This window comes from Chryseobacterium sp. ERMR1:04, from assembly GCF_001297705.1.
Lineage (GTDB): Bacteria > Bacteroidota > Bacteroidia > Flavobacteriales > Weeksellaceae > Chryseobacterium.
The window spans coordinates 128,467-150,669 of sequence record NZ_LIRF01000004.1 but is presented as its reverse complement, the minus strand read 5'-3'; the positions used below and the strand labels follow the sequence as shown (position 1 = coordinate 150,669).

The 22,203-nt window shown below is 34.1% G+C and carries 14 protein-coding genes and 2 pseudogenes; 7 read left to right on the top strand and 9 right to left on the bottom strand.

The window, feature by feature from the left end; translation table 11 throughout:
• Window positions 1-65: 65 nt before the first annotated feature.
• The 4 genes and pseudogenes from AMQ68_RS08110 to AMQ68_RS08095 form a co-directional block, all read right to left on the bottom strand.
• A pseudogene (locus AMQ68_RS08110) lies at window positions 66-2,256 on the bottom strand (S9 family peptidase).
• 30 nt (window positions 2,257-2,286) lie between these two features.
• Window positions 2,287-2,637: a hypothetical protein gene (locus AMQ68_RS08105; RefSeq protein WP_054510149.1), complete on the bottom strand. Its 351-nt coding sequence runs from the start codon at window positions 2,635-2,637 to the stop codon at window positions 2,287-2,289.
• Window positions 2,638-2,718: 81 nt separating this feature from the next.
• Entirely contained in the window at window positions 2,719-3,831 is a 1,113-nt protein-coding gene (locus tag AMQ68_RS08100) for a BT_3928 family protein (RefSeq protein WP_054510148.1), read from the bottom strand.
• Between the two features lie 2 nt (window positions 3,832-3,833).
• Complete coding sequence (locus tag AMQ68_RS08095) at window positions 3,834-4,400, bottom strand: DUF1599 domain-containing protein (RefSeq protein ID WP_054510147.1); 567 nt, start codon at window positions 4,398-4,400, stop codon at window positions 3,834-3,836.
• Between the two features lie 320 nt (window positions 4,401-4,720).
• Here AMQ68_RS08095 and folP point away from each other — a divergent pair, with 320 nt between their 5' ends.
• The 7 genes and pseudogenes from folP (at window position 4,721) to ilvA (ending at window position 13,104) form a co-directional block, all read left to right on the top strand.
• Window positions 4,721-5,500 carry a dihydropteroate synthase gene (gene folP / locus AMQ68_RS08090; protein ID WP_185113397.1) on the top strand — a complete coding sequence of 260 codons (780 nt, stop codon included), beginning with the start codon at window positions 4,721-4,723 and terminating at the stop codon, window positions 5,498-5,500.
• Window positions 5,501-5,842: 342 nt separating this feature from the next.
• Window positions 5,843-6,814, top strand: a pseudogene (locus tag AMQ68_RS25920) (aminotransferase class IV).
• A gap of 214 nt (window positions 6,815-7,028) precedes the next feature.
• Window positions 7,029-8,705, top strand: coding sequence for a dihydroxy-acid dehydratase (ilvD, locus tag AMQ68_RS08080; protein ID WP_054510145.1), 1,677 nt, complete (start codon window positions 7,029-7,031; stop codon window positions 8,703-8,705).
• An 11-nt stretch (window positions 8,706-8,716) separates the two neighbouring features.
• A complete protein-coding gene (ilvB, locus tag AMQ68_RS08075) occupies window positions 8,717-10,462 on the top strand; it encodes a biosynthetic-type acetolactate synthase large subunit (protein ID WP_054510144.1) in 1,746 nt (581 codons plus the stop codon).
• Between the two features lie 11 nt (window positions 10,463-10,473).
• A complete protein-coding gene (locus AMQ68_RS08070; RefSeq protein ID WP_054510143.1) occupies window positions 10,474-10,755 on the top strand; it encodes an ACT domain-containing protein in 282 nt (93 codons plus the stop codon).
• 34 nt (window positions 10,756-10,789) lie between these two features.
• The gene (gene ilvC, locus AMQ68_RS08065) at window positions 10,790-11,836 is read left to right on the top strand and encodes a ketol-acid reductoisomerase (protein ID WP_054510142.1); all 1,047 of its coding nucleotides are present in this window, start codon (window positions 10,790-10,792) and stop codon (window positions 11,834-11,836) included.
• A 2-nt stretch (window positions 11,837-11,838) separates the two neighbouring features.
• Window positions 11,839-13,104, top strand: coding sequence for a threonine ammonia-lyase IlvA (gene ilvA / locus AMQ68_RS08060; protein WP_082384003.1), 1,266 nt, complete (start codon window positions 11,839-11,841; stop codon window positions 13,102-13,104).
• A 385-nt stretch (window positions 13,105-13,489) separates the two neighbouring features.
• Here the strand turns inward: ilvA and AMQ68_RS08055 are convergent, their stop codons facing one another.
• From AMQ68_RS08055 to AMQ68_RS08035, 5 genes are all read right to left on the bottom strand, one after another.
• Window positions 13,490-14,959, bottom strand: coding sequence for a M28 family peptidase (locus AMQ68_RS08055; RefSeq protein ID WP_054510141.1), 1,470 nt, complete (start codon window positions 14,957-14,959; stop codon window positions 13,490-13,492).
• Between the two features lie 14 nt (window positions 14,960-14,973).
• Window positions 14,974-15,210 carry a hypothetical protein gene (locus tag AMQ68_RS08050; protein WP_054510140.1) on the bottom strand — a complete coding sequence of 79 codons (237 nt, stop codon included), beginning with the start codon at window positions 15,208-15,210 and terminating at the stop codon, window positions 14,974-14,976.
• 43 nt (window positions 15,211-15,253) lie between these two features.
• A complete protein-coding gene (locus AMQ68_RS08045) occupies window positions 15,254-17,458 on the bottom strand; it encodes a hypothetical protein (RefSeq protein WP_054510139.1) in 2,205 nt (734 codons plus the stop codon).
• 160 nt (window positions 17,459-17,618) lie between these two features.
• Window positions 17,619-18,284 carry a hypothetical protein gene (locus AMQ68_RS08040; RefSeq protein ID WP_054510138.1) on the bottom strand — a complete coding sequence of 222 codons (666 nt, stop codon included), beginning with the start codon at window positions 18,282-18,284 and terminating at the stop codon, window positions 17,619-17,621.
• A 1,117-nt stretch (window positions 18,285-19,401) separates the two neighbouring features.
• Window positions 19,402-21,855 (bottom strand): DUF5686 family protein, encoded by a 2,454-nt coding sequence (locus AMQ68_RS08035; RefSeq protein WP_054510137.1) that lies wholly within the window; start codon window positions 21,853-21,855, stop codon window positions 19,402-19,404.
• Between the last annotated feature and the right edge of the window lie 348 nt (window positions 21,856-22,203).

The window sequence follows — 22,203 nt, the reverse complement described above, 5'->3', positions numbered from 1 at the left end:
TTTTATCTAAAATTATTTATTTATTATTTCTCGCAGATTTTTCATTCTTAATCTGCATGATATTTTTATTTAGTAATTCCTTCTAATTTAAACATAAAAGCATACACCAAGGCAAGATCTTTCAGGTAATCAAATCTTCCTGAAGCACCGCCGTGGCCATAAGCCATGTCTGTTTTTAATAATAATACATTTTTATCTGTTTTCATATCCCTTAATTTTGCTACCCATTTTGCAGGCTCAAAATATTGTACCTGAGAATCATGAAGTCCTGTTGTTACCAGGATGTTAGGATAGTTTTTCTTTTCTACGTTTTCATACGGAGAGTAGGATTTCATGTAGAAATACGCTTCTTTATTGCTTGGATTTCCCCATTCGTCATATTCATTGGTGGTTAATGGAATCGTTTCATCCATCATCGTGTTCACAACATCTACAAAGGGAACCTGTGAAATAACGCCGTTCCATAATTCAGGTTTCATATTGACAATAGCACCCATCAATAGACCTCCTGCACTTCCTCCCTGTGCATACAAATGTTTTGGAGATGTATATTTCTCCTTCACTAAATATTCTCCGGAATCAATAAAATCGGTAAATGTATTTTTCTTTTTCATCATTTTACCGTCTTCATACCATTGTCTTCCCATTTCCTGGCCGCCACGGATATGAGCGATTGCAAATGCAAAACCTCTGTCCAGAAGACTGAGCCTTGTGCTGCTGAATGCGGCATCTATAGAGTTTCCATAAGAACCGTAAGCATACAGTAGGAGTGGGCTGTTTCCATCTTTTTTGTATCCTTTTTTATAAACGATAGAAATAGGAATTTTTGTTCCGTCTTTTGCGGTAGCAAAAAGTCTTTCTGTGGTGTAATTTTCTTTATTGTACCCCCCTAAAACCTCCTGTTGTTTCAGTAAAGTTCTTTTTCCTGTCTTTAAATCTTGTTCAAATTGAGAACTTGGGGTAATCATAGAAGTATATCCAAAACGGAAATTATCTGTATTGTATTCCGGATTTCCTGATGCATAAACAGTATAAGTAGGCTCATCGAATTTCAGGAATTCTTTTTTACCCGTTTTTCTGTCGTAAATAACCAATTGTGAAAGTCCGTTTTGTCTTTCACTGAAATTGTTTTTTTTCCCGTTTAAATTATAAATTTTGTATTAAATTTTGAAAAAACATCTCACTGAAAACAAGGTAATTTTTAAATTCACTGATTCCCTGCATCAATACATCTTTTCTGTGCGGAACGAAATCCTTCCAGTTTTCAACACCTGTTTTGTCTAGAGGAGTTTCTACAACTTTGAAATTGAGTGCATCTTTATTGGTGGTGATTAAAAATTTATCTTCCAAAGCAGTCACATCATACAATACATCTTTCATTCTCGGTTGGAAAACTTTGAATGTTCCGTTAGGATTTTCGGCATCAAGATATCTTGTCTCAGAAGAGGTTGTAGCACCGGAATAAATCATAATGAATTTTTCATTCTTTGATTTTCCAACCCCAATATAATTGGTCTTGTCTTTCTCTTCATACACCAAAACATCTTTAGCGGCATCTGTTCCCAGAGAATGTCTGAAGATTTTCTCGGTTAAAAGCGTTTCGGCATTTTTTCCGGTGTAAAAGATTGTTTTATTATCATTCGCCCAAGTGGCAGAACCTGTCGTGTTTTTAATGCCAAGATCTGTTATTTTTCCGGTAGAAAGATCTTTTAAAAATAGTTTATACTGCCTTCTGGAAACATCATCTACTCCGTAAATTAATTTGGTATTGTCAGGGCTAATGCTAAATCCTGAAGCCGAGTAGTAAGCATGCCCTTCGGCAAGTTGATCTACATCCAGCAGGATTTCCTCCGGAGCATTTAGGTTTCCTTTCTTCCTGCAATATTTGAAATACTGTTTTCCGGTTTCAGTTCGGGTATAGTAATAATAACCTTTTTTGAAGGTAGGAACGGACTCGTCTTTCTCCTTGATTCTTGCTTTCATTTCCTTGAAAAGCTGATCTCTGAAAGGTTCTGTGTCTTTCATCATCCCTTCCCAATAGGTGTTTTCTGCCTTCAGGTAATCAACTACTTTTGTAGAATCTTTTCCTTTTTTGAAGTAATCAATCATCCAATAATAAGGATCATTTACTTTATCACCATGTATTTCACGGAGATGTTCCTGCTTTTCAGCAATAGGAGCTTTCAGATCAGGGAATTTTTGAGATTGAATTGTTGAAACACTCATAACTAGTAATCCTAAATAAAATCTTTTCATATTTATATTTTGTTTTTTGGCTTGCGAGAATTACTCCAGTTGCCAGATATTCTTCAGGTGCTTATAATAAGTATGTTCTTCATCAGTTACTTTGTTATCAGCTTTTATCAGTGTTTTGGCAAACTGAGCAAATTTCTTACGTTCAGGCTCTGTAGAGTCATCATAGAAACATCCGGCATGGAATTCAAAATGGTTTTTCCATTCTTCGGGTTGCAATAATGCAATGGTTTCCAACTCGTCATCCAAGTTCATTTTGAACGGAAATTCATCCGCTAAATATTGCTGAACAAGCATTCCTTCTTCAGGAGCAAATTCTCCGTCTACAGAAGAAAGTATCATTAATAAGTGGTAACCAGCGATAGGTTTATTTGATTTATGCATTGTATGTTTAGTGTTTTAAATTAATTGATAAGGAATGGTTTTTATACTAATCTACAAATAACCATTCACCATTTATATATATTATTTAATATAGTCTTTTGCAGGTTGTTTATCTACAATTTTTCCTTTTTCTAGAATCAATACAAAAGGATTACTTCTTGCAATCGTTTTAATGGCAGTTCCGTCCATCATTGCATTTTTAATCGTTTTAAAAGTGTTATGATCGGTTGAAACACCATAGATAACCGCTCCTTTTTGAGCATTAACTTTAGCTTCCAATTTTTGAAGTAAGTCTGCTGGAACTTCTTTCGGATGGTAAGAGAAAACTAAGATTGCTTTTGGCGCATTAATGATCTCGTCATTAATTTCTTTTCCTGTAAGATCTTCAATCTTAAACTTAGCGATTTCAGATTTATATCCTTCTTTTACTAAAACAGATTCGTTTTTTCCTTCCTCGATTTTCCACGGAGATCCTTCTTCCCAATATTTTGTTTCTTTAATATAATCGTCCTGATTTACTTTTAAAATTTCTCCCGTTTTTTGATTTTTAAGAGAGTAAAAAGTTTTGTATTCAGACGGGTTTTTATTGATCTTTTCTTTTTCACCTTTAATATCGGTTCCTATTTTATAATCACGGAAATCAATTAAAGGTTCATGCATAATTCCTTGAGCCATAATGTAGATCATCCCCAAAGAAAATAGTCCTAAAAGAATATATTTAAATGTATTTGAAGGGTCTTTTTTAGAGCTGAAAGTATAATCATCCTTTTTCTTAAACTCTTTTCGGTAAAGAATAAATACAATGATTAACCCAACTAAAAGTACAATATCTTTAATGAAACTCTGCCAAGGGGTGAATTTGATGGCATCTCCAAAACATCCGCAATCTGTTACCACATTGAAATAGGCTGAGTAAAAAGTAAGGAAGCCAAAGAAGATGCAAAGTGCAATAAGCGCTGAGAGCGTGAACTTCAGTTTTAACTTTAATAAAAGCATAAATCCAAGAAAAAGCTCTAAAACAACTACAATTATCGAAAATAATAAGGCAAATTTTTCTAAAAATGGCATGTTGAAAACAGAAGGAGCGAAATACTCTTCCATTTTAAAAGAAAAACCTACCAAATCCACCGCTTTTACAAAGCCTGAAAGGATGAAAATAATAGCAATAATGAAACGTAATAGACCTTTGATCATGATTAAATAGTTTTAGATTGGAAGTTATCTTGTTTTTCGGAGAATTTTATAAGACAGAAAACGGCGTAGTTCAGCATATCGAAATAGTTGGCATCTAACCCTTCAGAAACGATGGTAACGCCTTGGTTATCTTCAATTTGTTTTGTTCTTAGCACCTTTTGGTAAATAAGATCTGTAATCGAAGAAATTCTCATATCTCTCCACGCTTCACCGTAATCATGATTTTTTCTTTCCATTAAAGCCTGAGCTTCTTTAGAATATTTATCATACAGATTTAAAATCTCCTCTTTGTCTTCGTTAAAATCATTAGAAAGTCCTTTTTCAAGCTGAATCAACCCGATGATAGAATAGTTTACAATCGCGATAAATTCACTTTCTTCGCTTTCATCGATCATTTTTACATCAGTCATCTGTAACGTGCGGATTCTGTTGACTTTAATGTAAATTTGATCCGTAATGGAGCTCGGTCTTAAAACCCTCCAAGCTGCACCGTAATCCTGTAATTTTTTTGAAAATAAATCACGGCACTCATTGATAACTTTCTCGAACTGTATTGAAGTTTTTAACATAAATTCTCTTAAGCTTTCAAATATACGAATTAGCTTTTATCTAGCAGGATTCAAAGAGGAGTTTTTTATGGTTTGAGAGGATGAGGATGGGAGTGTTTGAGCGTTGGAATTGCTTATCGTTAAAAGTTATTTTAAGTTGCAGGATATCATTGTTAGTCCTTAAATTTGTATTGCTAAAGGCCAATAATGGTTATTTAGTATTTATAAGTTATATTTTTCTTAACCCCTAAACGCTCATGTACTCAAACACTCAAACATATAAAGCCTCATATTCTATCAATTGTAACGGAAGACTTGTAGATTTAACCAGTCCGAAAATCATGGGAATTTTAAATCTCACTCCAGATTCTTTTTCAGATGGAGGGAAATTTAATAATGAAAAATCAGCTTTGTTTCATGCTGAAAAATTATTGAAAGAGGGCGCTGAAATTATTGATATTGGACCGCAATCTACCCGTCCAAACGCAGGGTTTTTAAGCAGTGAAGAAGAAATCCGAAGAATAGGAACGTTAATTTCTCAAATCAAGAAAGAATTTCCTGAAGCTTTGATTTCGTTGGATACTTTTTATGCTGAAACTGTTAAGTTTGGCTTTAATGAAGGGATGGATATTATTAATGATATTTCAGGCGGTCAATATGATGACGCTATGTTTGATACAGCCGCCGAAACAAAACTTCCTTATATTTTAATGCATGTAAATCCTTCGTATGAAACGATGCATGATAAAATACAATTTGAAGATATTACGTTGGAAATCAACCGGTATTTTTCTGAAAAAACAAGCCGGCTTCTTGAAAAAGGAGTAAAAGATATTATTTTAGATCCCGGTTTTGGTTTTGGCAAAACGGTTGAAGACCAAATGAAAATGATTAATGAAACAGAATATTTAGGTTTTGGTAGATGGCCATTATTGATTGGTATTTCCCGAAAATCATTTATCTATAAACCACTCGGAAAATCGGCATTGGATATTAATGAAGAAACACAAAAGCTTCATATGAAAGTACTGCATCAAGGTGCTAAAATTTTGAGGGTTCATGATGTTTTGGAAGCTCAAAAAACACGATTAGAATTTAATGCTCAAAAAATAAAAAGTTAAAAAAAGCTAAAAAATAGTGTGGAATATCAAAAAAATAATACCTTTACACCATGAATTTTACGAATCAGAAAAATATTATTGTCATTTCTATTATTAATACTATTGTCATTCAATAGTAAAGAGCGGTAGATATAACAATAAAATTATTTTAAATTATATAGAGCCGCTTCAAAATGAAGCGGCTTTTTTTTATTCCAAAATTATGTATCAATTAACAACAATTATTATCGTCATTATTATTCCCTTACTACCGTGAGAAGGAAAGATATTGCCATATATTCTAAGCCCTCTCACATTGTGAGAGGGCTTTTTTATTTCAACAAACTTTAAACTGAATAAAAAATGTATTACAACAATGAAACCCTCATTTATTTTAACGGAAAATTTGTAAAAGCAAAAGATGCCCAAACGGATCTTTACGGGCAATCCCTGCATTATGGATATTCTGTTTTTGAAGGAATAAAATCTTATAAAACCGATCATGGAACAAAGATCTTTAAAGCGGAAGAACATTATGACCGTTTGCGCCGTTCTGCAGAGTTGATGCATATTCCATTTTCTTATACCACTCAGGAACTCAAAGATCTTACGTATGAACTGTTAGAGCGTAACCAATTGGATGACGCATATATTCGTCCGCTGGTTTTTTGTTCTCCTAATATGCGGCACTTCAAGGAACATCAACAATCTATAGAATTGCAGAGCGTATGAGAATTGGATGACGCATATATTCGTCCGCTGGTTTTTTGTTCTCCTAATATGGGTTTAACCAAAGGAAAAGAATCCTACCTCACGATATTAGCATGGGAGTGGAATAATGGGTATTTATCGGATAGAGTTCGAGTTATGACTTCAAGTTTTCAGAGACCCAATCCTCAGGCTTTTTTACTGGAGGCAAAAGTAGGAGGACACTATGTAAATTCAATTTTAGCCAGTCAGGAAGCGAAAGATAAAGGATATGATGAAGCTTTAGTATTGGATGAAAAAGGAAATGTTGCAGAAAGTTCAGGAGCCAATGTTTTCTATGAAAAAGATGGTGTTCTTTTTACCCCGGCGAAAGGAAGTATACTGCCGGGCATCACACGACAGACTGTTTTTGAAATATGTAATGCACTTAATATTCCTGTTAAAGAAACTTTCTTTAAACCTGAAGAAATGAGAGGGGCCGATGCCGCTTTCTTCTGTGGAACAGCTGCTGAAATTGTAGGCTTAGATTCTCTGGATGATATTCCGTTTACCAAAAATTGGGATGATACGAGCAGTAAGTTGATACAAGAGGCTTATCAGAAAGTGGTAAGAGTTCGGTCATTGTAGATTTTTGTAATGTAAATAATTGATTACTAAATAAATGTGTTCATTTTTTAAACGGTTGAATATTGTAATTTTTATAAAATTGAAAATAAGAAAAATATTACAAATTGTAGTTTTGGATGGAAATTAAGTAAAAAACTTCATTTATGAATTCCGAAAAAAATGAAATTTCTGATACAATGCTGAAAGATAATAAAAACAATAAATGTAGGATAATATGTTAAATAAATATTCGAAAACCTTCACACAAAATACTGAACAACCTGCGGCAAAAGCTATGTTGTACGGAATAGGATTTACAGATGAAGATATGCAAAAGGCTCAAGTAGGAATTGCAAGCATGGGATACGATGGTAATACCTGTAATATGCACCTTAATGATTTAGCACAAATCGTTAAAAAAGGAACATGGGAGAAAGGGCTGGCCGGTTTAGTATTCAATACCATTGGAGTAAGTGACGGAATGAGTAACGGAACAGACGGAATGCGTTATTCGTTGGTAAGCCGTGATGTTATTGCAGACAGTATTGAGGCAATATGTGGAGCGCAGTATTATGACGGACTAATCGCTTTGCCGGGTTGTGATAAAAATATGCCGGGAACCATTATGGCAATGGGAAGATTAAACAGACCTTCAATCATGGTATATGGCGGAACAATTGCCCCGGGATGTTACAAAGGAAATCAACTGAACATTGTTTCTGCTTTTGAAGCATTAGGACAAAAGATAGCAGGAGAAATCTCGGAAGAAGATTTTAATGGAGTGATTAAAAATTCTTGCCCCGGAGCAGGAGCTTGTGGAGGAATGTATACCGCTAATACCATGGCATCAGCCATTGAAGCATTAGGAATGAGTTTGCCTTATTCATCATCTAATCCCGCAACAAGTCAGGAAAAACAAAACGAATGTTTAGAGGCGGGAGGATATTTGAAAAAATTATTAGAAAAAGATATTAAACCTTCTGATATCATGACACGCAAAGCATTTGAAAATGCACTCCGTATCATCATTGTTTTGGGAGGAAGTACCAATGCCGTTCTGCATTTTATTGCAATGGCCAAAAGCGTAGATGTTGTGGTAACACAGGATGATTTTCAAAAAATGAGCGATGTTACACCAATGCTTGCCGATTTAAAACCCAGTGGGAAATATCTGATGCAGGATCTTCATGAGCATGGAGGAATACCGGCAGTGATGAAATACCTTTTGAATGAAGGATTGCTTCATGGCGATTGTCTTACGGTGACAGGAAAAACCCTTGCGGAAAATTTAGAACATATACCAAGTCTTGATTTCACAAAACAAAAAGTAATACGACCTATTTCTGACCCTATAAAAGCAACCGGACATATAAGAATATTGTATGGAAACCTTGCTGAGAAGGGAAGTGTAGCTAAAATAACAGGTAAAGAAGGCGAGAAGTTCTTAGGGAAAGCGAGAGTATTTGACGGAGAGAAAAATTTAATTGAAGGCATCAGAAATGGAAAAGTGAAGCACGGAGATGTGATTGTAATTCGTAATGAAGGACCAAAAGGGGCTCCCGGAATGCCAGAAATGCTAAAACCGACAAGTGCTTTAATCGGCGCGGGTTTTGGAAATAGCGTAGCCTTAATTACCGATGGAAGGTTCAGTGGCGGGACGCATGGTTTTGTTGTGGGACATATTACGCCTGAGGCTCAGGAAGGAGGTTTGATTGCTTTTGTAGAAGATGATGACCTCATCGAAATAGATGCGGTAAACAATACCATACAGCTGAATGTTTCGGATGCAGAAATTGAAATTAGAAAACAAGGTTGGGTAAAGCCCGCTTTGAAAGTTACAAAAGGGCTGCTGTATAAATATGCATTAACAGTTTCTTCAGCAGCAGAAGGTTGCGTAACAGATGAAATATAAAATAACACACAATGAAAAATCAAGATTTAACCCAGGATAAAGAGAGTCTGTTGACGGGGATAGAACTTAGTGGAAGCCAAATTATTCTCGAAACATTTTTACAGGAAGGGGTAAAAACAATGTTTGGGTATCCGGGTGGCGCTATCATTCCGATCTATGATGCTCTTTATGATTACAAAGACAGTTTAGAACACATACTTGTAAGGCACGAACAAGGGGCGGTACACGCAGCTCAAGGTTTTGCAAGAGTATCCGGAGAAGTAGGTGTGGTATTGGCAACCAGTGGTCCGGGAGCTACTAATCTTGTCACAGGACTGGCTGATGCTATGTTAGATAGCACACCGCTTGTATGCATTACAGGTCAAGTGTACGCTCATCTTTTAGGAACAGATGCTTTTCAGGAAATAGATGTTATTAATATTACAATCCCTGTTACCAAATGGAATTATCAGGTAACAGATGCAGATGAACTTGCTGAAGTATTAGCCAAAGCATTTTATATTGCCAGATCTGGTAGACCAGGACCTGTTCTTATCGATATAACAAAAAATGCACAGTTGCAGAAAAGTGTATATCAAGGGTATAAAGCTTGTGATTTTCTTAGAAGTTATCAACCCAATCCTGAAATACAGTCTGAGTTCATAACGAAAGCCGCAGCGCTTATCAACAATGCAAAGAATCCCTTTATCATTGTAGGCCAAGGTGTTATTTTGGGCAAGGCTGAAAAAGAATTTTTACAGTTTATTGAAAAATCAGGAATTCCAACAGCATGGACGATTATGGGAATGAGTGCAATACCTACAGACCATCCTCAAGCAGTGGGAATGGTAGGAATGCATGGAAACTACGGTCCCAATTTACTCACCAATGAATGTGATGTTCTTATTGCGATAGGAATGCGCTTTGATGACCGCGTAACCGGTAAGTTGGATGAATATGCAAAACAGGCAGAAATAATTCATCTTGATATTGATAAAGCTGAAATCAATAAAAACGTAAAAGTTGCCGTACCCGTAATTGGTAATTGTAAAGAAACATTGCCATTGCTTACTTCGTTGATTAACCCTAAAGAATATGTGGATTGGCATACAAGATTTAAAGATTGCCACGAAATAGAGCATATTAATTTAATAAGTAACGAGCTTAACCCTTCCGAAGGAGATATTACGATGGGCGAAGTTATCAAATGTTTGAATGAATTGACCCAAGGAGATGCAGTAATTGTAACCGATGTTGGGCAACATCAAATGGTAACCTGTCGATATGCTGAATTTAATCAGTCTAAAAGTAATATTACAAGCGGCGGACTTGGAACAATGGGGTTTTGTCTTCCCGCAGCAATCGGAGCGTCATACGCAACAGACCGTCAGATTATTGCAGTGATGGGAGATGGAGGCGCTCAAATGAATATACAGGAATTGGGAACAGTTATGCAATATCATCCCAATATTAAAATTATGATTCTTAATAACTGCTTTCTAGGGATGGTAAGGCAGTGGCAGGAATTATTTCATGAAGAAAGATACTCTTTTGTAGATATTCAAAGTCCTGATTTTGTACAAGTAGCTAAAGGATATGGAATACCCGGTGAAAAAGTATTGCACAGAGATCATTTAAAAGAATCAATTCGTGAAATGCTGGATAATGAAGGAGCTTATCTTATGGAAATCATGGTAGAAAAAGAATACAATGTTTTCCCAATGGTTCCTCAAGGTAAAAGTGTAGCAGAGATCGTATTGACCCATAATAAAAATTAAAAGACAACAACATGAATGAAGAAAAAAAAGAATATATGATCACCACTCATATAGAAGGGTATACAGGATTTATCAATCGGGTTAATAATATTTTTTCCAGAAGGAGAATTAATATTGTCAGCGTTAATGTAGGCCCATCAGAAAAAAAAGATTGTAAAAAACTGATTTTTGTAGTGAAAGAAACCGATGAAGTCATACAAAAGCTTATTCAGCAAATAGAAAAGCAGATAGATGTGTTGGAAGTATTTTATCGCCCCAATATCTACCTTGAAACAATAGAAAATATCAACTAATTATTAAAATTAATCATAAAAAAATATCAATAAAATGGCAAAATTAAATTTCGGAGGAGTAGAAGAAAATGTAGTAACAAGGCAAGAGTTTCCATTAGAAAAAGCTCAGGAAGTACTGAAAGATGAGGTGGTAGCGGTTATCGGATACGGAGTTCAGGGTCCGGGACAAGCATTAAATCAAAAAGATAACGGTATCAATGTAATTGTAGGACAAAGAAAAAACTCAAAATCTTGGGATAAAGCCATTGCAGACGGATTCGTTCCCGGAGAAACGTTATTTGAAATTGAAGAAGCGCTTAAAAAAGGAACCATTATCTGCTATCTTTTAAGTGATGCCGCTCAGATAGAATATTGGCCAAAAGTAAAAGAACATTTAACGCCAGGTAAAGCATTGTATTTCTCACACGGTTTTGGAATTACGTTTAGCGAACGTACAGGAATTGTACCGCCAGCCGATGTAGATGTTTTTTTGGTAGCTCCAAAAGGTTCAGGTACATCACTAAGAAGAATGTTCCTTCAAAATAGAGGATTGAACAGCAGTTTCGCCGTTTATCAGGATGTGACAGGTAAAGCTAGAGATCGAGTAATTGCATTGGGAATAGCAGTTGGAAGCGGTTATTTGTTTGAGACTGATTTCAAAAAAGAAGTATACAGTGATCTTACAGGAGAAAGAGGAACATTAATGGGGGCCGTTCAGGGAATTTTTGCTGCACAATATGAAGTGTTGAGAAAAAACGGGCACAGTCCTTCCGAAGCATTTAATGAAACTGTAGAAGAGCTTACGCAATCATTAATGCCATTGGTTGCAGAAAACGGAATGGATTGGATGTATGCTAACTGCAGTACCACGGCTCAAAGAGGAGCACTAGATTGGTGGAAACGTTTTAAGGATGCTACTTCTCCCATATTTGAAGAATTATACAACAATGTAGCTTCCGGAAATGAGGCGCAATTATCTATTGACAGCAACAGCAAATCAGATTATAGAGAAAAACTGGATGCCGAATTAGCAGAACTTCGCGAAAGTGAAATGTGGCAGGCGGGAAAAACCGTCCGTAGTCTGAGACCGGAAAATAATTGATTATGATGAAAGAGAAAAATCGGCAGGCTGTTACGTTGGAGAATATCCGAAAGGCGGCTGAGAGACTCAAAGAAGTCAGTGTCCGAACTCCATTGTCAGTCAATAATAATTTATCGACGGTTTATGAGTCTAACATTAATTTTAAAAGAGAAGATTTACAACAGGTAAGATCTTATAAAATACGAGGAGCTTATAATAAAATGGCAACGCTGTCTAAAGAAAATCTTTCAAAAGGAGTGGTGTGTGCCAGCGCAGGAAATCATGCGCAGGGCGTTGCTTTTGCATGCAGTGCGATGAAAACAAAAGGCACCATATTTATGCCTTTGCCAACACCCGGTCAAAAACTGGAGCAGGTAAAAATGTTTGGTGGTAATTATGTAGATGTAGTTCTGTATGGAGATACTTTTGATGAAGCTAAAGATGCGGCCTTGGAGTTTTGTGAAAAGAATGAAGGCGTATTTATTCATCCGTTTGATGATCCTGCGATTATTGAAGGGCAAGCTACGGTAGCATTAGAAATCTTGGAACAGGCAGATGGACTTATCGATTATCTTTTTCTACCCATTGGTGGTGGTGGATTAGCGGCTGGCATTTGCAGTGTCTTTCAAAATCTCTCTCCAAAAACTAAGATTATCGGAACAGAACCTTCCGGAGCAGCCAGCATGACCAAAGCAATGGAGGAAGGGAAACCTTTTCATTTAGAAAAAATCAGTCGTTTTGTGGATGGAGCGGCGGTGCAGAAAGTAGGAGATCTTAACTTCAATATCTGTCAGAATGCATTGCATGATGTCGTTACGATTGAGGAAGGGATGATTTGTGAAACCATACTTTCGCTGTATAACAAAGATGCAGTGGTGGTAGAACCTGCGGGAGCTTTATCGGTGGCTGCTTTAGAGAAATACAAAGAAGAAATAAAAGGGAAAAATGTAGTATGCATTATCAGTGGAAGCAATAATGACATTACCCGAATGGAAGAAATAAAAGAAAAGGCATTGTTATACGCAGGGTTAAAACATTATTTTTTGGTGAGATTTCCTCAGCGTCCGGGTGCTTTAAAGTCTTTTGTGATGGATGTTTTGGGACCCAATGATGATATTACCACTTTTGAATACACCAAGAAGAATTCAAAAGAAAAAGGGATAGCAGTTGTGGGGATTGTGCTAAAGAATAATGAAGATTTTGAGCCTTTATTATCTAACATGAAAAAATATGATTTTTTCGTGAACTATCTTAATAATGATCCTTCCTTAATGAATATTCTTATTTAATTATAGTATTCTAAAAATCAATGATGAAAAGAAAGCTTCACAATTTGTGAAGCTTTTGGTTTTATAAATGTCAAATATTAATGTGTGATAAAAAAATAACCGCAAAAGGGACAAAAGCTATTATTAAACGATTTAAAGCTTCATCTGATGATAGTAAGTAAAGATCACATAAGAAGAAAATCAAAGATTTTCAAAAACTTTAGTGTACTTATTAGCAGCATGACTTTTACTTAAATAAATCTTAAGTGTTAAAATTTTTTGCTTCTTTTGTGGTTAAAATAAAAATATTAAATACGTTCATTATTCAAATCTGAGAAAAAAGAGTTGTCATTCAGATCGAAGTGTAAGCAGAGTGAAAAATCAACTAGAATAAAATAAGATTTCACTATCTCTCCAATGTAAAATTCGGAATCACTTTGGGACGTTCCGCTTCATTGGCTACTTTCCATGACGTTCTGTACATCCATTCCGTCATTTTATAGAGCTTTTTAAAATTAATATTTTCAGATTCGTCTTGTGGTGTATGGTACTGATCGTGTAAAACGCTCGTGAAAAATATCGCAGGAATTCCCACTTTCGCATACGGAAGATGATCACTTCTAAAATAGAAATATTCAGCATGATTTGGGGAATCCCAATCTTTCAGATACTTGAATTTTGTACTTTCATTATTGGCATCTTCAGCCATTTTTACCAATTCTTCTGAGTTTTTATGAGGAGCATTTCCGCCTAATAAAGCCGCTTCATTATTATCATTTCTCCCTATCATATCGCCATTCAGAACGGCAACTATTTTTGCTTTAGGAACAACAGGATGTGTTGCATGCCATCTTGAACCTAATAATCCTCTTTCTTCAGCCCCGTGAAAAACAAATAAAATACTTCTTTTTCCCGGTTGTTTTTTATAAGCTCGGGCCATAGCCAACATGGCAACGCAAGTACTTGCATTGTCATCAGCGCCGTTGTAGATCGTGTCATTTTTTACAGGATGTCTTATTCCGTCATGATCTTGGTGTCCGCTTAGCAACACATATTCCTCTTTTAATTGAGGATCTGTTCCTTCTATTTTTCCGATGATGTTCACCGAAGGATATTTATAAGTTTCTGTGATGAGGTTTAAAGAAATTTTAGGATTGCTTTTTACCCAATTCGCATTTTCTTTTTTGATCCAAAGAACAGGAATATTGTTCGTTACCTTTTCTCTTAATCCTTCAACTCCGTAAGAGCCTCTCGTCATTTGAGGCAATACTTCAACCCAACTTTTTTCTGAGATATCATCTGTGATGAATATGATTCCTTTTGCACCTAATTCATAGGCTTTGTTGTAGTATTTTGTTCTTACAAATCCGGGATATCTTCTTACGAAAAGAGTCATTTCTTTATCGATATTTTTATCGGATGCGTTGATGGCAAGAATTTTTCCTTTTAGATTTAATTTAGATAAACCTTCGGGTTCGGTAGTTCCTGCATACATAATCTCGGCATCAATACTGGCATTTACAGGTTCTGCGACTAAGAAGTCTTTCCATAATTTTAAGGTATTGTCTCCAATTTTCAAGCTGCTTTGTGGAATTACCTGATGTCTGTACATATCAAAAAACTGAAAGAAAGTTCCGTTATCTCCTGCGGGTTTCATTCCTGCTTCCTTGGCTTTGTCGGCCAGCCACATCGATACTTTTAATTCATCTAACGTTCCGGCTTCACGTCCCCAAAACTGGTCGGCCGCCAATTCATACATATCTTTTTTAAGATCTGCTTCTTTGATGGCTGAAACCAACGGTTTTTTATAGTTTTGAGCATTTCCCAAACTAAAAATAAATACGGCTACAATTGATAACAGATATCCTTTTTTCATTTTGCTATTTTAACTTAATTAAAGGTAGCCAATTTTTCAGAAAACTCCTTTGAGAATTCTTTTCGGTCTTCTTCTAACTTTTCCTTATTGGAAGGTAAAATATAATTGAAAAGTACTTTGTCTTCGTTATCTAGAAAAATCATTTCCTTTTCTTCTCCATCAATCATTTGAGCAAAAATCTCCCACATTGGCGTGTCTTTTAATCTTAATAATTCAAAAAACTGCTCTGCTTTTATTTGTATTGTCTTCATTTTATTTTTTTATTATTGATTGCTCATTATCTATTATTTGCCATTAAAATTCTAGTAATTTTAATTTAAACTGTATGGCAAAGTTTTGTTTAAAATTTGGGGTTGTATAGTAACCCACTCTGTAGAATACGCCTAAATTGAAATAGCTTGAAAGGAAATTTGTCCATTCCAACCCAACTTCCTGATACAGGTGATCTAGTTTTCTAAATTTGAACTCGTGGTATTCAGGATGCTTCATATCTCCAATCGTTCCTCTTAATACAAAGTCGAAGCTTGAAATATTCTGTCCGAAACTTTTAAAATACCAAGGAATTTTATGGGTGAAGTAGTAGGCAACAAATTTATCATTATAATATTTTCCACCTTCCAATGTGGCAAATCCCAGAAAAGAGGTTAAGTTAAAATTGAAATCTTTTCTTGAAGATGCAAGCCCATTCATCGTAAAGTTTTTCCAGATCGGGGCATCACCTAACACCATTCCTCCATACAGCCTGAAACCTGTGGTTCCGAACATTGTTTTAAAATTATGAAGGAACAGCAAATCAAAACGCGAATAATTGAAATCACCGCCTAATGTTTTGTAACTCTGCTCATAATTCAGATAGATTTCCGGAAATTTCTGGTCAATCAGTGATTTTCCTTGCGGCGTCATGATATTGGTAGAGTTCGGAGAATATTTTAAAGTAACCAAGGTACTCACGTTATCAAAAGACGATCCTCTGCCTCTGAATGAGTAATCAAACAAAGCTTCTTCAAGGTTTCTTCTGGTGGCGAAAACCAAGGTGAGCGCATTGGTGATATCATTGTTATAAGATAAAGAGGCTCCTCTGAAATGAAAATATCTGTCGTTGTTGATATTATTTCCATAGTTCATAGTACGCATTTTAAAGCTCCAAAGTTTTCTGTAAAATTCTCCGGAAGCGGTCACATCATTGTAATATTCAACTCTAAAATAGGAGTTTTTTTCCAATGTTGTTTTCATATCAAGCCCAATTCCGTATTTCCATTTATCGTCTTTGAAACCGTAGGCAAAATAGTAATCAGGGGAGAAATAAGGATTAAAATTTTCATTAAGTTTACCCTTTAAACCCACTCTGAATCCTTCATATAAGTTGAAATTTACAACCTCATCAATTGCGAAATCTACGCTTCCCACTCGGATTTGTCCATTTAATAATCCGGATAAAATCTGAGCTTTGTTGTCTATATTATATTTTTTTCCGAGGCTGTCGATCGTTTTATAGGTGTTTCTTTCTCTTTCCGTTAAAGGATCAGTTCGGTAGCGGTCCAGACTTTTCCCGTCGGCATTTTTAACCGAGAAGGTATAGCCTTTAAAATCTTTTTTATCTTCTTCAATAGGTGTTTTAAAATCAAAATATCTCGACGAAAGAAACGCATAGGTTCCGAAACTTTGCTTGTCTTTTTTAGTAGGCTTTTCTTCAGGATGCTCTTTATTATCTTCCTGCATAGCCATTTTGTTCATCCTTAATTTTACGGTTTCATGAGCCAAAAACCATTTGTCATTATAGAAGATCCAGGTGCTGGTAATAATACCGTCGTTTTTATTCTTGCTGAAGTTTTCTATCTTTTTGATTCCGTAGGTCTCCGTATCAATATAAATAGCACCATTGTATTTCCTTTTTTTATCAGGTTTCTTGTAATTTACTTCACGAAAACGGATGACGAAGTTTTTTCTGCCATCCATCTCAAGCGTATCCGTTAAAAAGAATCTGTACAATCCTCTGTTTTCCTGTTTTAGCTGATTGGGGATTTTATCTCTGTTGCTTTGTTGCAAAGCGATCATCTCATAAATAGGTTGTTTAAGACCTGAAATTCTGTTGTCCAGAATATTGATCTTTTCTCCATATTTTGTGGAATATAAAAATTCCTGAGCTCTTTCCCAGAGGAATAATTTACTTTTGGCAAATATCTGTCTCGCAGAAATGTTGTTTAAGGAATCTTTCTCTCTTTTTTTCTTGAATAGATTATTGTCTTCAAAGAATCTGTTATACTGAGAAATACTGTCTTCATCAATATCCAATGAGATTTTTTCGTAAGATTTATAGGCGTAAGATTCTAAACTTTTTGGGGAATTTCTGGTGAAGTATTGATTCACTTTTTTAAGGATTTCCAATGCACGAGGATCACTTTTGTCTGTGATGACAACAGTTTCAATATCCGTAACTTTTGATTGTGAAAAACCAAAAATAAATGCAAAAAAAAATATAATTAATAACCCCCTTTTCATATGAAAAAACCTACGTCAAAAGTAATGATATTTCTTGTTTCGGGAAAGTTTTAATCATTGATATTCAAATGACCTTTAATAGAAAATATCTTAAGCCTAAAGTAGGAATGTCTTAGATTTTCGAATCTCCATTATTCTGCATTCTGTAAAAAAAATGCTTTCATTTCAATGCATTGCTTACAAAAAAATATATTGCACTCAATTTAAGATCTTCTTGATCTAGTGTGTTGCTTTCTAATTCCATGGAGAGAAATAAATTGTGTTTTTTTTGGATCCTTGTATGCCCATTGTATTGTTTTCCATTCTTTTTGTAATCATAGCTTATGATTCTAGCTCCAGGTTCTTGAGAGATAGTTAATATATTCTGAATATTCTTTTTCTTTTGCTTGCTCAACGATATGAAATCTTCCAATTCATCACTATCGTTAGTATTGTTACTAGGGAAATCTTTATACCAGTATATGAAAATAGTGGTGTTGTCGGGAAGTTTTGCGGCAATGTGTATGAGAGGATCAGAATAATTTTGAATATAACTACCAGCCTCGATATTTATTTTTTCATTAGGTATAGGTAAAACAGTATCTTTTTTTACTTTTATTATCTGAAATTCATTGAGTTCTGAGGTGTTAAGTTTGTTGATACTATCATAATTTTCATAAAAAATATCATGAGATAGATTTTTAATGGTATTGTTTTCATGCATATCTATCTGATTACTCTCCTCATTACTGAAAGTAGGTTCATGATTATGCATTTTATTACAAGCTATTGCGAGAGTAAGTAAAGCAAAAATTACAACTATTTGCTTAATATTTTTAGTATCCATTGTTTTAAATTTTATTTGTTATTAAGTAATGTATTGATAGATTTGAAGTTGTGACTTAACAAAATTTTCGAAAATCCGGGACATCTAATTCAATGAGTGTGAGTTGTTTTATCAGTTTTTTAGTGTTATCAGATAATAAATCTAAATTGTTTTCACTAGGATTATGATGTAGTTTAACAAGAGTAATTAATGTTATTTTTTTTTGATAGTGTAATAATCTAAAAGATCTATTCTTAATGATGTTGAAGAGAGATGTTTTGTGGTTTAATTAGAAAATTGTTTTAAATTAAGGAGTTGAGTATATTTGAGCTCATTTAAACTTTTAATACTTAAGTAAAAGCCATCCTATTAAATAGTAGACATAAGATTCTACCTTGAGCTACAAATAAAATTTGGGTTTTTGTAGTCTTATCTTACAGTCCGGTTGAAAGCCAGACGCTATAGTGTATGACACTATTCTATTTCTCTCCAATTCTATATAATGATAAAATTAGTTATGTAAATAAATTATTTATTTGTATGTTTTTACGTGCAAATAATAGTTTATTTACATCAAATAAACTATTTATTTTTAATAAAAACAAATTTATATTTATTTTGTTGATTTTGTTGTTATTTTCGCTTGTTGCAAAAGTTAACAGTAACGATCTTATTTATTTAATGTTTTATACTTAAATAAGATAAAGGATAATATTAATTGTATTTTTTGTTTTTTTAAATAAAATAATAAATATTGAAAATACCGATCATTTTAAAACCGACATTATTAAAATTTTGGCTTACCCAGTAATTAAAAAAAAGAACGTCCGAAAATTTTGGACATTCTTCTATTATCTTTTAAAGCAAAACTCCCGAAAAATATTCCGAGAGCACTTTTATGTATAAACTTGTTTAAGCTTTTTATTTAACCACAAGAGGTTACAAAAGATAATATAAAGCTTATCTTTAAACTGAAAAAAAGAAAACATTAGTCTTTGAAAATCTTTGCCTATTGAGCGGAGTCGAAATATTATTCTTTTGAGAACTTTTAGTCATCTATTAACAATTGTAAAAATAGCTTTTGCCTCTTTTGCGGTTAAATTTAAAATTAGTTTAAACAGACTTTATGTCTAATTTTTTACAAGACATTTAATCTAAACTTTATTCCAACATTATCTTTAAACTGAGAAGTCTGGTAATATCCTAACCTGTAAGAAAGGCCAACATCTAAACTTCTGCCCAAAAATCTGTTCCACATAAACCCGACTTCCTGATAATAATGATCTAAAACCTGGAATTGGAACTGATGATCTGCCCTGTTTTTTAAATTTCCGATAGCAGATTGATATTCAATTTCGATAGTAGAATACTTGTTCCCAAGAGTTTTAAATCTAAAAGGAAGAGATTGAGAAACTTTAAATGCCACAAATTTATCAACAAAGAAAGTTCCTGAAGGCATGGTTGTAAAGCCCATATTGGAAGGCGTACTGATGTTCGAATACCATTTGTCGACGTTCGTATCATTTTGTCCTGCAATTTCAAAGTTTTTCCAGATCGGGGCATTCCCTGAAGAAATTCCACCAAAAAGTTTGATGTTGGTGTAGCCCAGTTTTGATCTGAACTGATGAATGATTAATACATCTAATCGGTGATAATCTAAATTTCCACCTAACGTTTCAAACCCTTTTTCATAATTCATAAAGAGTTGAGGATAGCCTTTTTCATATGTATATTTCCCGCTTGGCGTCATGATATTTTTATCATTCGGAGAATATTTTAAAGATAATGTTGCACTTGTATTATCGAAACTGTTGCCCAAATTTTTGTATTGATAATCGAAAAGAGCCCGTTGTTTTTCTTTGTTCACCGTAATTTTCATGCTTAATGAGTTGGAAACATCATAAAGAAATGAAGCTCCCCATTTCTGATTTTTGTAGAAAGTTCCATTATGAAGATCCAGATTCATATCCGTAATTTTCATCATCATATCCCACATATTATTGCTGAATCTTCCCGCAGCAAATACATCGTCTACATAATCAATCCTGAAAATTGACGTTCTCTTGTCAGACAATTTTACATCCAGACCTAAACCGTATTTCCATGTATGGTCTTTAAATCCGTAACCGAAATAGCCATCAGGAGAAAATGTTGTATTGAATTTTTCATTTAATTTCAAACCGGCCCCCAAACGCAACCCTTGATATTTATCGTAACTGAAGAGTTTAGTAATATCAAAATCAATCATTTTATAGCGGATATTTCCGCGCATCAATTGGGTTAAAGTGTTTAATTTTTTCTCAAAATCATGCTTTTGTACAAAGCTGTCAATTTTTGTGTAGGTTAGGCTTTCTCTTGCCGTAAGACTGTCGGTTCTGTATTGATTTAAAAGGCTTCCGTCGGAATTTTTCATTTCCAGAGAATAGCCTTTGAACTCTGATGCTTTTTGCTGTTGATTCAATTCAAAATCAAAAAATCGGTTTTTAACATAGAGATAGTTTCCAAACTTCTTTTTATTGTATTTTGTTTTTTCTCCAGGCTTTAGGCTGTCTTTTTTTGAAGTATTAAAACTTTGGTTTCCCATTTTGAGTTTAATATCTTCATAGTCCAAAAACCATTTTCCATCGATAGGTTTCCAGACCGAAACAATATTTCCTTCGTTTTGTTTTTTGTTGATACTTTCAAACTTTTTCAAGGCATAGGTCTGATAATCAATAAATATTTTCCCGTTGAATTTTCTCGGATTTTGTTTCTTTTTATCTGTAATTTCTTTGAATTTAATAACGTAGGTTTTTCTACCATCAAGCTGTAAAGTATCAGAAAGATAGAAATTAAACAGCTTTCTGTTTTCAGGTCTTAATTGTCTTGGAGTTCTGTCTAAATTAGAAATATTAATGGCCAACGCTTCATAAATAGGGTTTTTAAAACCTGACATTTTATTGTCTATAATATTGGTTTTTTCTCCAAAACTTTTTGAATATTTGTACTCCGTCGCTTTTTCCCAAAGAAACATCTGGCTTTCTTCTGTAGCAGTGAGAAAATCTTCGGTAGTTAATGAGTCTTTTTTATCCTTTTCTTTTTGTTTAAAAGCTTTGTGATCTACTTTAGAAAGTGAATCTTTTCTTATCGCCAAGAAATCTTTAAAGGTGTCAATGGAATCTTTATCTACATCAATGGAAAATTTAGTATAAGATTTAAAATTATAAGTATCTAATGATTTCGGAGAGTTTTCTTTAGCTCTTTTATTCACCTCATCCAAAATTTTTAATGCTCTAGCATCGCTTTTATCAGTAATGACAACTCTGTCGATATTATCCAGTTTTTCAGATAGTGGTTTCATTGAAACTTCCATCGATTTTTTTACATCAGCCAAAGCATCTTCAAAATTACTGGCCAAAATTTCTACCTTTTTACATTTTGTTTTAAAAGATAATATACCTTCATGATTGGTTTTCCCCAGCAGATTGTCATCACAGTAAACAGCTACATTTTGGATGGGCTGCTTGTTGTTTTTGTTGAATACCTTCAGTTGCGTCTGACCGAAAAATAATATCGTAAAAAATAAAAAGAGTGGAGATAAAAGTTTTGTCATTAGTTTTTTATAGATAAGACAAAACTATTGATAAGAAGGTTACAAAAGCGCGCATGAAAATATAATCTTTTGTTAAAAATAAAACCGATTGTATTTCATAGAGATACAATCGGTTTTTTAATGGATTCAAGTCTCATTAGAATGAAAAATGAATTTTATTTAAGATTTTTTAAGGCTTTCTAATTCGTTGGTTAGATACAAAATTATTAAAAGAATAATTTTGTATCTAGAACAGTATAACTTCGGTTTTTTTTCATTGGGTTTTGGATTAAAATTGTTTTGCGAGCGATATTTAGTTATTTTTATCGAAATTATTGCTTGAATTTACGCATTGTTTAAAGGCAAATA